The sequence below is a fragment of the Streptomyces rubiginosohelvolus genome (assembly GCF_014649875.1).
Taxonomy (GTDB): Bacteria; Actinomycetota; Actinomycetes; order Streptomycetales; family Streptomycetaceae; genus Streptomyces; species Streptomyces rubiginosohelvolus.
Window position 1 is genome coordinate 70,773 of the sequence record NZ_BMTW01000018.1, and the last position, 14,054, is coordinate 84,826.

12 protein-coding genes are annotated in these 14,054 nt (G+C 73.3%); 7 read left to right on the forward strand and 5 right to left on the reverse strand.

Annotated features, from left to right (window positions below):
- Positions 1-85 precede the first annotated feature (85 nt).
- On the reverse strand, positions 86-637 hold the full coding sequence (locus IE134_RS29575) for a GH25 family lysozyme (protein WP_030721013.1): 552 nt from the start codon (positions 635-637) through the stop codon (positions 86-88).
- A 159-nt stretch (positions 638-796) separates the two neighbouring features.
- Between IE134_RS29575 and IE134_RS29580 the strand changes: the two genes are divergently transcribed.
- The 4 genes from IE134_RS29580 to IE134_RS29590 all read left to right on the forward strand — a co-directional run bounded on the left by IE134_RS29580 (position 797) and on the right by IE134_RS29590 (position 3,586).
- Positions 797-1,009 (forward strand): hypothetical protein, encoded by a 213-nt coding sequence (locus tag IE134_RS29580; RefSeq protein ID WP_030721010.1) that lies wholly within the window; start codon positions 797-799, stop codon positions 1,007-1,009.
- Positions 1,006-1,140: a hypothetical protein gene (locus IE134_RS34480; protein ID WP_257136058.1), complete on the forward strand. Its 135-nt coding sequence runs from the start codon at positions 1,006-1,008 to the stop codon at positions 1,138-1,140. Before IE134_RS29580 ends, IE134_RS34480 begins: the two co-directional genes overlap by 4 nt.
- 12 nt (positions 1,141-1,152) lie before the next feature.
- Positions 1,153-2,307: a methyltransferase gene (locus tag IE134_RS29585; protein WP_030721007.1), complete on the forward strand. Its 1,155-nt coding sequence runs from the start codon at positions 1,153-1,155 to the stop codon at positions 2,305-2,307.
- A 100-nt stretch (positions 2,308-2,407) separates the two neighbouring features.
- Positions 2,408-3,586, forward strand: a complete 1,179-nt coding sequence (locus IE134_RS29590) for an acyl-CoA dehydrogenase family protein (RefSeq protein WP_097885873.1) — start codon at positions 2,408-2,410, stop codon at positions 3,584-3,586.
- 61 nt (positions 3,587-3,647) lie between these two features.
- Here the strand turns inward: IE134_RS29590 and IE134_RS29595 are convergent, their stop codons facing one another.
- The gene (locus tag IE134_RS29595) at positions 3,648-4,766 is read right to left on the reverse strand and encodes a hypothetical protein (RefSeq protein ID WP_189432232.1); all 1,119 of its coding nucleotides are present in this window, start codon (positions 4,764-4,766) and stop codon (positions 3,648-3,650) included.
- Positions 4,767-4,889: 123 nt separating this feature from the next.
- Here IE134_RS29595 and IE134_RS29600 point away from each other — a divergent pair, with 123 nt between their 5' ends.
- Positions 4,890-5,567, forward strand: a complete 678-nt coding sequence (locus tag IE134_RS29600; RefSeq protein WP_098017041.1) for a helix-turn-helix domain-containing protein — start codon at positions 4,890-4,892, stop codon at positions 5,565-5,567.
- Between the two features lie 47 nt (positions 5,568-5,614).
- Here IE134_RS29600 and IE134_RS29605 read toward each other — a convergent pair whose 3' ends face one another.
- Positions 5,615-6,610, reverse strand: coding sequence for an Acg family FMN-binding oxidoreductase (locus tag IE134_RS29605; protein ID WP_030720997.1), 996 nt, complete (start codon positions 6,608-6,610; stop codon positions 5,615-5,617).
- 193 nt (positions 6,611-6,803) lie between these two features.
- Between IE134_RS29605 and IE134_RS29610 the strand changes: the two genes are divergently transcribed.
- Together IE134_RS29610 and IE134_RS29615 are read left to right on the forward strand one after the other, a co-directional pair.
- Positions 6,804-8,981, forward strand: coding sequence for a serine/threonine-protein kinase (locus tag IE134_RS29610; protein ID WP_189432233.1), 2,178 nt, complete (start codon positions 6,804-6,806; stop codon positions 8,979-8,981).
- Positions 8,982-9,044: 63 nt separating this feature from the next.
- Positions 9,045-10,664: a phytoene desaturase family protein gene (locus tag IE134_RS29615; protein ID WP_229823765.1), complete on the forward strand. Its 1,620-nt coding sequence runs from the start codon at positions 9,045-9,047 to the stop codon at positions 10,662-10,664.
- Positions 10,665-10,677: 13 nt separating this feature from the next.
- Here IE134_RS29615 and IE134_RS29620 read toward each other — a convergent pair whose 3' ends face one another.
- The gene (locus IE134_RS29620) at positions 10,678-11,844 is read right to left on the reverse strand and encodes an SGNH/GDSL hydrolase family protein (RefSeq protein WP_098017038.1); all 1,167 of its coding nucleotides are present in this window, start codon (positions 11,842-11,844) and stop codon (positions 10,678-10,680) included.
- 228 nt (positions 11,845-12,072) lie between these two features.
- The gene (locus IE134_RS29625; RefSeq protein WP_098896018.1) at positions 12,073-13,959 is read right to left on the reverse strand and encodes a serine hydrolase domain-containing protein; all 1,887 of its coding nucleotides are present in this window, start codon (positions 13,957-13,959) and stop codon (positions 12,073-12,075) included.
- Positions 13,960-14,054: the final 95 nt, after the last annotated feature.

Here is a 14,054-nt window from a genome sequence, read left to right on the forward strand (position 1 = left end):
ACGCTGTACCTATCATGTGCAGGTCAAGGGTCGCCCTGTCGTCACCCCCCGCGGACGGCCCTCCACGAGGGGGTGTATTCGGGTGTTATCCGGCCGCCCAGTCACGCAGGGCCCGGACCGAGGCGAAGTCGGCCACGTTCCTGTCGAGGGGATCGTCGGTGTACTGGTGGATGCGCCAGTCCGCCTCGATACGGGGCTTGCCCGCGGAGACGTAGTCGGCGATCCACAGCCCGTCGCCCGCGTAGCTCGTGGTGTCGTGGTTGAGCCAGAACGAACGGTTGCAGTACAGCAGGACCCGGTGGCCGGGCCGCTCCTCCTTCACCGCGCGGATGAACCGGTCCTTGTCCGCGTTGCTCGCCCGCGTCCCGCCGCCGGTCTGTTCCCAGTCGACCGCGAGCAGATCACCCGCCTTCTCGGGGGTCTTGCTCAGGAAGTAGTCGACCTGGTCCGCCACGTTCCCCGGCCAGAGGAAGTGGTAGAAGCCGACGACGCACTCGGCGTCCCTGGCCCGCTTCACCTGCGCGTCCAGACGCGGATTGACGTAGGTACGGCCTTCGGTGGACTTGATGAGGACGAAGTCGAGACCGTCCGTGTCGTAGGAGGGCTGATAGGCGCTGACATCGACACCGTGGAGCATGGGCACCCGCCTCGGGAATGTGGGGCAACGATCCCCCTCTCCTGCCCACTCCCCGGGCCCGCCAAGGGCTGATTCACCCTCCCGGGTAAGGGGCGCGCGCTCATCGGATGCGGCAGGGTCCGCGGAGGGTGAGAATTGCCGCAAGGACGAGGAGGCGGCATGAGCGAAGAGTCCGAATCCGTATCCGAGGCCCTGGCCGGGCCGGGCGGCATCACGCCCGACCGGCTCCTGCACACGGGCGCGAGCGACCGGCCGAGCCCGGAGGACCTGGTGCTGGCCTCCGGGCGGGACCTGACTCCGGAAACCCTGGAATGGGCCCGGCGCAAGCTGGCCGCCGAGGGACGGTCGGCCATCGACAAACAACTGCCATGACACACCCCCTCCGGGGCCCGCAGGGGCACCCGGCGGGCGGGCGCGCGGAGCCGTACGCCGCTCCGTACACCGAGGTGAACGCGGCCGAGGGGCCGGGGAGCGTGTGGGGCGCCCCCGGCTTCCTCGGCTAGCCTGAGTCACCTATGAACAGCTTGACGATCCCCCAGGGCACGTTCGATCTCGCCCGCTTCCCCGAGCACCCGCGCGACCCCTTCCGGGCGTGGGACGCCGCCGACGAATATCTGCTCCGGCAGCTGACGGACCCCGAGGCGGGCCCGGTCGACCTCTCGGGGACGGTCGCCGTCGTGGGGGACCGCTGGGGAGCCCTCGCCACCGCGCTGGCCGCGCACCGGCCCGTCCAGATCAGCGACTCCTACCTGGCCCGGCGCGCCACCCTCGCCAACCTGGCCCGCAACGGCATCGACCAGGACGCGGTACGGCTGCTGTCCTCGCGCGACACCCCGCCGGACCGGATCGACGTCCTGATCGTCCGGGTGCCCAAGTCGCTGGCGTTCCTGGAGGACCAGCTCCACCGGATCGCGCCCGCCGTCCACGCCGGCACCGTGATCATCGGCACCGGCATGGTCAAGGAGATCCACACCTCCACGCTGAAGCTCTTCGAGCGGATCATCGGCCCGACCCGCACCTCCCTCGCCGTCCGCAAGGCGCGGCTGATCTTCTGCACCCCGGACCCCGAGCTGCCCCGTAAGCCGAGCCCGTGGCCGTACCGCTACGAGCTGCCCGCCGACGTGGGTCCCGTCTCGGGCCTGACCACCGTCAACCACGCCGGGATCTTCTGCGCCGACCGCCTCGACGTCGGCACCCGCTTCTTCCTGAAGCACCTGCCCACCCGCGGCGGGGACGTCCGGGTCGTCGACCTGGGCTGCGGCAACGGTGTCGTCGGGCTCTCCGCCGCCGTCGCCAACCCCGATGCGCACATCACCTTCGTCGACGAGTCCTACGGGGCGGTCGCCTCCGCCGAGGAGACCTTCCGGGCCGGGGCGCCGGACGGCGCGAAGGCCGACTTCCTGGTCGGCGACGGACTCGCCGACCTCGAACCGGGCAGCGTCGACCTGGTGCTGAACAACCCGCCGTTCCACTCCCACATGGCGACCACGGACGCCACGGCCCGCACGATGTTCGCCGGCGCGCGGACCGCGCTGCGGCAGGGCGGCGAGCTGTGGGTCGTGGGCAACCGGCACCTCTCGTACCACACCCACCTGCGCCGGATCTTCGGCAACTGCACCACGGTCGCGGGCGATCCGAAGTTCGTGGTCCTGCGTGCCGTGAAGCGCTGACGAGCAACCCCACGCCCCGGCCCTTCCGGATTCTTGCAACAGGTTCTACTGTGTGCGCCGCCGCACACGGACGACGCCGACGCGAGACTCTGGAGGGGCCGTGCACCTCGAATACACGCCTGAGCAGCAGCGGTTGCGTACCGAACTGCGGACCTACTTCGCGGCCCTGGTACCCGACAACGCCTACGCGCGCTACGCGGAACCCGCCGCCCAGAAGCGCTTCTACCGCGACACGGTCCGCAGGCTCGGCGCCGACGGCTGGCTGGGGGTCGGCTGGCCGAAGGAGTACGGCGGCCGGGGGCTGACCCCGATGGAACAGTTCATCTTCTTCGACGAGGCCGCCCAGGCAGGCGTACCGCTGCCCCTGATGGCCCTGAACACCGTCGGCCCCACGATCATGCAGTACGGCACCGAGGAGCAGAAGGCCCACTTCCTGCCCGGAATCCTGGCCGGGGAGATCGACTTCGCGATCGGCTACAGCGAACCGGACGCGGGCACCGACCTCGCCGCCCTCAAGACCCGCGCGGTCCGCGAGGGCGACACGTACATCGTCAACGGCCAGAAGATCTGGACCACCAACGGCGACACCGCCGACTGGGTCTGGCTCGCGGTGCGCACCGACCCCGACGCCCCGCCGCACAAGGGCATCACCATGCTCCTCGTCCCCACGAGCGACCCGGGATACTCCTGCACCCTGATCAACACCCTCGCCTCGCACGACACGACCGCCAGCTACTACGAGAACATCCGGGTCCCCGTCTCCCGCCGCGTCGGCGAGGAGAACAAGGGCTGGCGGCTCATCACCAACCAGCTCAACCACGAACGCGTCACCCTCGCCGCCCACGGCACGATGGCGGTCCGCGCCCTGCACAACGTCCAGCGCTGGGCCGCCGACACCAAGCTCGCCGACGGCCGCCGGGTCATCGACCTCGGCTGGGTCCGCGCCCTGCTCGCCCGCACCCACACCCGCCTCGACGCGATGAAACTCCTCAACTGGCAGATGGTCGCCGCCCTCCAGGACGGCACCCTCACCCCGCAGGACGCCTCGGCGGTCAAGGTCTACGGCTCCGAGGCCCGCCGGGACGCTTACGCCTGGCTGATGGAGATCGTCGGCTCCGCGGGTGCGCTGAAGGAGGGCTCGGCCGGCGCGGTGCTGCACGGCGAACTGGAACGCGGCTACCGCTCGGCCGTGATCTTCACCTTCGGCGGCGGCAACAACGAGATCCAGCGCGAGATCATCTCGTGGATCGGGCTGGGAATGCCGCGCGTGCGGCGGTGATGCCCTGTCATACGGCCTCGTGGCGCGGGAAAGCCCTGCCGGGACGGCCGGCCGGCCGGGGTCAGCCTTCCGGCCCGTCGGCACTCCAGACGTGGACGACGTCGCGCGACGGGGACAGCGTCGACCAGAAACCGCCGCCCAGCGCGGTCGGTTCGCAGGAGACAGGCGAGGGGTAGTCGACCGGCACGAAGCCGTGGGCTGTCGTGGTGTCGACCAGCCAGTGCCGGTACTGCCCGCAGTCCTCGTCGCTCTCGGTGGTCGACGCGATCAGGGTCGTCTCGTCGAGGAAGCCGCCGGCCCAGTCCCAGCAGACGGGCAACTCGTCCTCGTCGGCGGGAGCTTCCGGGTGCCGGGGTATCGCCGCGCCGGCGTCCCAGTCCAGCGCCTCGACGACGGCGCCGCGAGAGTCCCGTACGGCGAGGGCGTCCTGATCGTGAGAGACCGTCATGAGCCGGTCGCCCGACGGGCTCAGGCTCAGAAGGCACAGATCGTCGTCCAGGCAGTCCACGGTCAGTTCCTTCCCGTCCCACCGGCCCCATCGCAGCGGTGCACCGTCCTGGCCCTCGCCGATGCTCAGCCCCATCTGCGCCGGATCGGTAGGATGGGGAAGGTGAGCGCTGCCGGCCGCCACCGCTTCGGCGTCGGCCCGCGCGAGCACGCGACCGTCCTCGGCGTCGATGACCAGCCACTCGTCCGCCGTGTCAGGGCTCAGCTCACCCTCGGACAACGGGCCGCGTACGTGCGCCCAGACGAGCCTGCCGTCCGCTGAGAAGCCGACCGAGCCGCTCTCGGGGTACCGATGGTCCCGCCGGTCCGCGTACGACTCGTACGACTCGTGGATCTCCTCGCAGCCGCCGGACCAGCACCCGTGGCGGACCTCCCAGAGCGCCGCGCCCGACGGGTCCACCGCGCGCACGGCATGCACCCCGGCGTAGACGGCCAGAGTCGCGTCCGGCGCCACCTCCCACGTACCGCGGCGCCGCGGCCACGGCGCGGGGAAACGTACGGTCGCCCCGGCGCGGGCGGCGAAGGCGTCGTCCAGGGGCCGGGCCAGGATCTCGTCGTCGCTCCGTTGGACGAGCAGCCTGCGCCCCGGCGGCCCCGTGATCTCCGGGGGACCGGCCTGGGACGAGGGCAGCGGAGCGGGCACGGTGGCACGGAGCCGAGAACGGACGGACAAGCGAATCTCCCCGGGGCAGGCGAACTCGGGGAAGAGTACGACGACCTTCCGCGCTGCGACCGCTCGCGGTCCTGGTTAGCGTGAGCCGTGGGGGACGCACGTCGACAGTGAAGGAGCCCCGCGATGCCCTCAGCACCGCAGTCGGCCGGTGGCGACCTGGGCCGGCGTATCTCGGCACGCCGTCTTCAGCTCGGTCTGTCCCGGCAGGACGTAGCCCTGCGGGCGGGCGCCGCGCCCGGCTACATCGAGTACGTGGAGGAACAGTCCGCCACCCCGGGCGTCGGCTTCCTGCTCCGGCTGGCCGACGCGCTGGAGACCACGGTGCTGGAGCTGACGGGCGGGGCGGTCGAGCTGCCGCGCGGCGCGGGCCGGGGCGCCCGGCGCGCCCGGATGGCTGAACTCGACGAAGCGATGTGCTGGACGCTGCTGGGCGACCACGGGGTGGGGCGGGTGGCCCTGGCCCTCGGCGACGGGCCGGTCGTCCTGCCGGTGAACTACCAGGTGAGCGACGGCGAGGTGGTGTTCAGCACGGCGGAGGACTCCCCGCTGGCCACCGCCGACGACACGGAGATCGCCTTCGAGGCCGACCACATCGACGACGCCTTCAGTAAAGGCTGGAGCGTCCTGCTCGTCGGAACCGTGCACGCCGTCACCGACGAGGAGGCCGCGCGGCAGCTGAGGGAGGCCGCGTACTCGACCCCGTGGGCGGGTGCCGAGCGCGAACACGTCATGGTCCTCGCGCCCCGGCGGATCACCGGGCGCAAGATCGTCGTCCCCGACGCCCCGGGCGAGGCCGGCTGACACCGCAGGGCGCATCCGGTTCCTCCAGCAGACGGGACGCGCCCGTCTCACGTGACCTCGAGGACCTCCGAGACCGGCCGCCGGGGCGTGGCCGGGCCCGCGGGCCCGTAGCCGAAGCGGAACACCATCTGCACGAAGCCGGTCCGGGACCGCGGATCACGCGCGAGGTCCCTGAGCTCGGGCCATTCGAGAGGCTGCGAGATCAAGGAGGTCGCGAGCCCGTCGAGCGTGGCCTGCAGCAGCACGCGCTCCATGCCCTGGCCCGCCCGCAGCCAGTCCACGGGCAGATCCTCCGCTGTGCCCAGCAGGGCCGTCTGCGGCCGCTCCTCGAACACGGCGGCCTCCCGGCCCGGAGCGCCGTGCGGTACGTCGAAGTCCCGTACCGGGGCCGTCGTCCCGTGCTGGCGGGGGCCGAACGCGTACGACGGGACACCCTCGGTGGCCGGGCCCTCCCCGGCCCTGCCCGTGCGGGTCCAGGTGATGATCTCGGCGCGCATGGCGTCGCTGGCCGACTCCAGGAGCTCCGCGTCGTGCACGAGGTCCATGACGGCGTCGGCGTGCCAGGTTCCCGGCACGATCAGCCGGACCCCTTCCAGCAGCGCCGCCGCGCTCAGCTCGTCCCAGATCTCCGGCGGGATCCCCTCGTCCGAGAACGGGAGCCGACTCGTGCGCCGACGCCGCACCGCGGGTTGCAGATCAGCCAGCCGGAGGTCGGTGGCCCCGGGGCTCTCCTCCAGCAGCACGTCGGCCAGATGCCAGGGATCGTGGGGATCGGGCAGCAGCTCGGTGACAGCCGTCCAGCCGCGGCGCGCGGCGGCCACCCGCAGATTCAGCAGCGCCGCCCCGCATCCGATGTGCAGGGCGCGCCGGTCCGGGTCGCCGACCGGCAGCGTACGTTCCGGATCGCCGTACAAGGAGAGACGACGGCTGCCGGAGCGGTGGGTGAACTTCCACGGCTGCGCGTTGTGCATGGAGGGCGCGGCAACGGCCTCCTCGACGAGCGAGGGGACGATCGCGGTGGCGCGCTGTTCGGTGGGGATCATGGTCCTCGCGTCTCCTGTCGTCCGGAAGGTCTCCCGATCGCCCGTGCGGCCATTGTCCCAGGAGCGTCCGGGCACGCGCATGCGGTGGACCGCCCCGCCCGCGTACACACTCCGCGTACCGCCAGCCATACTGGAGGGCCGGGGAGGGCACAGCAGCTGGGAACACGGGGACAACGGGGGCGGGAAACGGCAGATGGCGGACACCAGGCTGATCCAGAGCCGGTACCGGCTGCTCGAGATCATCGGGCGCGGCGGTATGGGCGAGGTGTGGCGCGCCCTCGACGAGTCGCTGGGCCGTCAGGTCGCGGTGAAATGCCTCAAACCCATGGGTCCCCAGCACGACCAGGCGTTCACGCGGATCCTGCGTGAACGCTTTCGGCGCGAGGCCCGGGTGGCCGCGTCCCTCCAGCACCGGGGGGTCACCGTCGTGCACGACTTCGGTGAGTACGAGGGCGTGCTGTACCTCGTCATGGAGCTGCTCGACGGGCAGAACCTGAGCCAGCTGCTGGAGGAGAACCAGCAGCACCCGCTGCCCGTCGAGCATGTCGTCGACATCGCGGAGCAGGTCGCCGACGCCCTCGGTTACACCCACCGGCAGGGCATCGTCCACCGCGACCTCAAGCCCGCCAACATCATGCGGCTGACCGACGGCACGGTGAAGATCTGCGACTTCGGCATAGCGCGCCTCGGCCACGACATCGGCATGACCTCCCGGCTCACCACCACCGGCCTCGCCATGGGCACGCCGCACTACATGTCGCCCGAGCAGATCAGCGGCAAGGAGGTCGACCACCGCAGCGACCTCTACTCCCTGGGCTGCGTCCTGTACGAAATCGCCACCGGTGTACCGCCGTTCGACCAGGAGGACGCCTGGGCCGTGCTCGTCGGGCACCGGGACACGCCGCCGGAACCGTTGCGCACCCACCGTGCCGAACTGCCGGGCTTCTTCGACCGGGTCGTCCTCGACCTGCTCGCCAAGGCCCCGGAGGAGCGGCCCGTGGACGCGGGCGACCTGCGCCGCCGCATCATCCTCGGCCGGACCGGCGAACAGCCCGCGCTCGGACCGGGATCCCTCGCGCACCCCGGTCCCGGTCTGCTGCCGGCTCCGCGCGAGAGGGCGCTGCCCTCCTGGACCCGGTCCATGACCGCCGGTCACCGGGCGACCGGAGCGACCGGCCCGCACGCCGAACGCCCCGACCCGGCCGCCGGGCTGACGGGGCAGTGGACCACCGCGCGCGCCACCGCCCCGCACACCAACGCCTTCGTCTCCGTGTCGGCCGGGCCCCCGGCCCCGGACCTCCTCGCCGGTCTTGAGGGCCGCCACAGCGCGGGCATCGACCTCGGGCGCCTCGGCCGCTGGGAGGAGGCGGGTGAGGTGCACCGTCAGGTCGCCGAGCAGCGCGGCCGTGTCCTCGGCCCGGACCACCCCGACACCCTCGCCAGCCATTACGAGATCGGCCTCACCCTCAGCCGTACGGGCCGGGCCGAGGAGGCGCTGAGCGCGTTCACCCGGGTCGCCGAGGGCCGCGAGCGCGCCCTGGGCGCCGACCATCCGCACACGCTCGCCGCCCGCCAGGCGACCGCCCACTCCCTGGGCCGGCTCGGCCGGCACGCCGAGGCCCACCAGGTGTACGAGACGGTCCTCGCCGTCCGCGAACGCGTCATGGGCCCCGACCACCCCGACACCCTGCGCTGCCGCCACAACCTGGCGTTCAACCTCTGCCGTCTCGGGCGGCCCGAGGAGTCCTGCCGGATCGCCGGGGAAGTCGCCGACGCCCGGGCCCGCGTGCTCGGCCCCACGCATCCCGACACCCTCGCCACCCGCTACGAAGTGGCGTACACCCTGGGCAGGCTGGGCCGCTGGACGGAGGCCCTGGCGACCTACCAGGACGTCGCCCGGGCCCGCGCCGACGTCCTCGGGGCCGACCACCCCGACACCTTCGCCGCCCGCTACGAGGCCGGCATCAGCCTCGGCCGGCTCGGCCACGACACGCAGGCCCTGGAGCTGTACCGCTCCCTGGTCGCCGACCGCACCCGGACCGCCGGAGCGGCCGACCCCGAAACCCTGCGCGCCCGCCACGGCCTCGGGGTCAACCTGGGACGGCTCGGCCGCTGGGAGGAGGCGCTCACGGAGGCCCGCGAGGTCTGCGCCCTCCGGGAACGCGCCCTGGGACCCGACCACCCCGACACGGTCATCAGCCGCCGGGAGGTCGCCGCGGGGCTCGGCTGGCTCGGCCGCTGGAGCGAGGCCCTCGTGGCGTACCGCCAAGTCGCCGAGGCGCGCACCCGGACGCTGGGCCCCGACCACCCCCAGACGCTCGCGGCCCGCGACGACGAGGCGCACTGCCTGGAGCGGCTCGCGCAGGCATAGGGGGCGTCCGGGGGAGAGCCGCCGCCTCTGGTGGGGACTGTGGTCGGCGTGTTACGAAGGTGCATGCCCGCACCTCAGAGCCCCGCACCCCGAACACCCGCAGGTCAGCCCGGAACCCAGGAGGCTTTCGGGCCCGGCGCACCCGCCCGGGACCGCTACGACACCGTGATCGTCGGCGGCGGACACAACGGTCTGGTCGCCGCCGCCTACCTCGCGCGCGCCGGGCAGTCCGTCCTCGTCCTGGAGCGGCTCGGCACCACCGGGGGAGCGGCGATCTCGACCCGCCCCTTCGCCGGGGTCGACGCCCGGCTCTCGCGCTACTCGTACCTGGTCTCCCTGCTGCCCGACAAGATCGTCCGCGACCTCGGGCTCGACTTCGCCGTGCGCAAGCGGACCGTCTCCTCCTACACCCCCGCCGTGCGCGACGGCCGCTCCACCGGGCTGCTCGTCGCGGGCGAGGGCACCCGGGAGTCGTTCGCCGCGCTCACCGGCGGCGAACGCGAGTACGCGGCCTGGCAGCGCTTCTACGGGATGACGCAGCGGGTCGCCGAGCGGGTCTTCCCCACGCTCACCGAACCGCTGCCCGGCCGCGACGCGCTGCGCGAGCGGATCGACGACGCCGACGCCTGGCGGATGCTCTTCGAGGAACCGCTCGGCGTGGCCGTCGAGGAGAACTTCACCGACGACCTGGTGCGCGGGGTCGTCCTCACCGACGCCCTGATCGGCACCTTCGCCGACGCCCATGACCCCTCGCTCCTGCAGAACCGGTGCTTCCTCTACCACGTGATCGGCGGCTCCACCGGCGACTGGGACGTCCCCGTCGGCGGCATGGGCGCACTCACCGACGCCCTGGCCGGGGCCGCCCGGGCGGCGGGCGCCGAGATCCGCGTACGGCACGAGGCGACCCGCATCGAGACCGACGGGAACGCCGCCGAGGTCACCGTCCGCACCCCGGACGGCGAACACGTCGTCGCCGCGGGCCGCGTGCTCGTCAACGCCTCCCCGCAAGCCCTCGCCGCCCTGCTCGGCGACACCCCGCCCCCGCCCGCCGAGGGCGCCCAGCTCAAGGTGAACATGCTGCTCACCCGGCTGCCGCGACTCCGCGACCGGTCCGTCGACCCCCGGCAGGCCTTCGCCGGGACGTTCCACATCGCCGAAGGGTACGGGCAGCTCGCCGACGCCTACCGGGACGCGGCGGCCGGCCGGCTGCCCACCGCCCCGCCGTCCGAGATCTACTGCCACTCGCTGACCGACCCGACGATCCTCGGCCCCGAACTCGTCGCGCGCGGCTACCAGACCCTCACCCTCTTCGGCCTGCACGCCCCGGCCCGCCTGTTCGCCGCCGACAACGACGCCGCCCGCGCCGCCCTGCTCAAGGCGACCCTCGCCGAACTGGACGCGCACCTGGAGGAGCCCATCACCGACTGCCTGGCCCTCGACGCCGACGGCGAACCCTGCATCGAGGCCAAGACCCCGCTCGACCTGGAGCGCGATCTGCGGCTGCCCGGCGGCCACATCTTCCACCGCGACCTCGCCTTCCCGTACGCGGACGAGAGCACCGGGCGCTGGGGTGTGGAGACCGCGCACGCCAATGTGCTGCTCTGCGGGGCGGGCGCGGTACGCGGCGGCGGGGTCAGCGGGGTCCCCGGCCACAACGCGGCGATGGCCGCGCTCGGGGAGTAGTGAGGGGCATTCCCTAGCGCAGGTGCCGGGGGTCCACGGCGGCGGCGATCGCCGTGTGACCCTCGGTGCCCGGGTGCAGTCCGTCGCCGCTGTCGTACGCGGGCAGCAGCCGGGAAGGGCGGCCCGGGTCGCGCAGCGCCGCGTCGAAGTCGGCGACCGCGTCGAAGAGCCGGCCGGTGCGCACCGCCTCGTTGACCTCCCGGCGCACCGCGTCCGCCTCCGGTGTCCAGCGTGTCCACCCCTCGAACGGGGTGATGGTGGCGCCCACCACCCGCAGCCCGGCGGACCGGGCGCGCAGGGCGAGTTGGTGGTAGGCGGCCACCATCCGGGCCGGGTCGCGCTCGACCGGCAGATGGTGGAGGTCGTTGACGCCCAGGTGCACCAGGACCGTCCGCAGCCCCGGCAGCGACAGCACGTCCCGGTCGAAGCGGGCCTGGGCGCTCGGCCCGAAGCGGTCGCTGTCGAGCAGCAGCCGGTTCCCGCTGATGCCGAGGTTGGCGACGGCGGAGCCGGACAGCCTGCGGGCCAGCTGGTCGGGCCAGCGCAGGTCCGCGTCGTCGGGCGTGCCGGTGCCCTCCGCGATGGAGTCGCCCAGCACGGCGAGGACCGGTCCGCGCGCCCCGCTCGTCTCGACCCCGGTCAGGAGGAACACGGACCGGGTCCGGACCCCGTCGACGGTGTGCCAGGCGTGCGTGTTGCGGTGGAAGGACAGCGGGCCGGTGGGGCCCGGGAGCCGCGTCCCGACGGTCAGCAGGGACCCGTCCGGCACCCGGAGTCCCGCCACCGGGTCGCTGGTGAGGGAAGCGCCCGCCGCCAGCCACGCCTGCGGCCGTCCGGCGAAGGTGACCGGCCGCCCGTCGGCGGTCACCGGCCCCACCAGCACCGGCGCGGTCCCGAAGGCGTGCGCGTACCGCAGCCGGACCTGTCCGCCCGCCGAGAGGCGCAGCCGCGTCGTGCAGAGCCCGTCGGTGAGCCCGGCGGACGCCAGCGGGTCGTCCGCCGTGGGCACGGTCTGGGCGGTGGCCCAGGAGGTGGTCCAGGGCGTGCCCGTGCGGGAAGGGCCGGGCGCGGGGTCCGGGGCCGCCGACGCGAGCGGGGCGGGGGTGAAGGCCGCCGTGATCCCGGCCGCCGCCGCGTACAGCAGGCTTCGTCTGGCCGGTGCGGGGACCCGGCCGGTCACCGGGAGAGCACCGGGGCGGAAGGGACGGGGTGCCGGACGCTGCTCATGGTGTGCCTCCTGGAATCGACCACGGGAGCGGGTGGGCCGAGCGGCTCCCCTACGGTCCGCTCCATCCAACGGCCCCCAGATGAACCGGTGGTGACGTCGGTACGCACCGGACGCGACGCCATTGTGGCGGGGGCGTCGGGCGGGCGCCGGCACACCACGCGCGGCGCCCCGCCCCGCCGCTCAGTCGGCCGACCGCACCCAGCCCGCCGCCCCGATCCGCCCCGCGTCCCGGGGCCGCTCGGAGTCGAAGACCGTGCGGCCCCCGTCCCGGACCCGCAGGGCGTCCACATACGCGCCGCGCCCCACGTACAGCTGGTCCGTGGTGTACCGCCACCGCAGCCGGAGGCTCGCGCCGCGCCAGGCCGACAGGTCCGCCTCCAGCCGGTGCCACACCCGCCCCGACCAGCCGGTCACCGAGCCCGCCGGGTGCGGCAGCGGGTCCGGGCGGTGGCCGGGGCCCGGGCGTACGGTGGTGAACGGCACCGGCTGCCACTCCTCCCCGCCCGCCGACGCTTCCAGGAAGAGCCCGTCGGAGGCCGGTTCGGTGTCCCACCACAGCGCGCACTCCAGCCGGGCCCGTGCGGAGTCCAGGCGCAGGGCGGGCAGCGTGAGGGTGGCCGTGGAGGCGCTCGCCATCCCGGAGAACCAGGCCGTCCGCCCCCGCTCGGGCCGGACCGGAACGGCCCGGGCCAGCTGATTCGCGGTCGCCACCCGGGGCGCGCTGCCCGAGCGCCAACTCCGTACGGGGTGGACGGAGTTGCCCAGCACGATGAGGAAGGTGTCGGTCGTCGGGTCGAGTACGAGGCTGGTCCCGGTGAATCCGGTGTGCCCCGCACTGCGCGGGGTCGCCATCGCGCCCATGTACCAGTGCTGGTAGAGCTCGAAGCCCAGGCCGTGCTCGTCGCCCGGGAACGCGGTGTTGAAGTCGGTGAACAGCAGGTCCACCGACTCCTCGGACAGGATGCGGGAGCGGCCGTACACCCCGCCGTTGAGGAGCGTCCGGGCGAGCACCGCGAGGTCCCAGGCGCAGGAGAACACCCCGGCGTGCCCCGCCACCCCGCCGAAGCCGAAGGCGTTCTCGTCGTGCACCTCGCCCCAGACGAGACCGCGCTCCAGACCGGACCAGGGCAGCCGGGCATCCTCGGTCGCCGCGATCTTCGGCTTCCAGGAGGCGGGCGGGTTGTAGCGGGTGCGGTGCATCCCGAGCGGGGCGGTGATCTCCTCGCGGAGCAGGACGTCCAGCGGGCGGCCGGTGAGGTGCTCCAGGATCAGCTGCAGCGAGATCAGGTTGAGGTCGGAGTAGAGGTAGGCGCTGCCCGGGGTGCTCGCCGGGACCTCGTCCCACAGCATGCGGAGCTTGCCCTCCCGGGTCGGCTCCTTGTACAGCGGGATCCATGACCGGAAACCCGAGGTGTGCGTCAGAAGTTGACGGACCGTGATGTCCTGCTTGCCGCCGCCCGCGAAGTCCGGGAGGTACGAGGCGACCGTCGCCTCCAGCTCCAGCCTTCCGCGCTCGATCTGCTGGACCGCCAGGAGCGAGGTGAACAGCTTGGAGATCGAGGCCAGGTCGAAGACGGTGTCCTCGGCCATCGCGATCTGCCGGTCCGCCGGGAACTCCACTCCGGTGTCGGTCTTCTCGTCGTACGCGGAATAGCGCACTGCCTTGCCGATCGGCCGGTGCAGCGCCACCGTGCCGCCGCGCCCCGCGAGCAGCACCGCACCCGCGTACCAGGGGTGCTCGGGGGAGTCCGCGAGGTAGGCCTCGGCGTCTCGGACGAGCTGGTCCAGCGGCTCCTGGAGCAGCCCGGCGCGGGCCGCGCTGCCGCGCCGCAGCGTGGGCCGGTGTGCCCCTGACTCCATGCCCGCTCCCGTGTCCGCCGCACCGCCCGGCCCGTCCGTGCCGGAATCGCTCCGGGCGGCCGCGCCCGCGAGGGGAATCGGCGTGAGCGCGAGCGCCCCGCCCAGCGCCAGTATCCCGCCGCCCAGCCGCCGCCGGGCGATGCCGCTCCCGGCGGTGCGTGGCGTGTCCTCGGAGGTCCGCCCGTTCCCCTGCGTGTCCCCGGTCATCCGCGACTCCTTCCCGCGCCTGACGTCCGGTCACCGGGCCGCACCCGTATGCCGGAGCCCGCGCGAAAGTAACTTCCGAAATCTCGCCGAGCAAT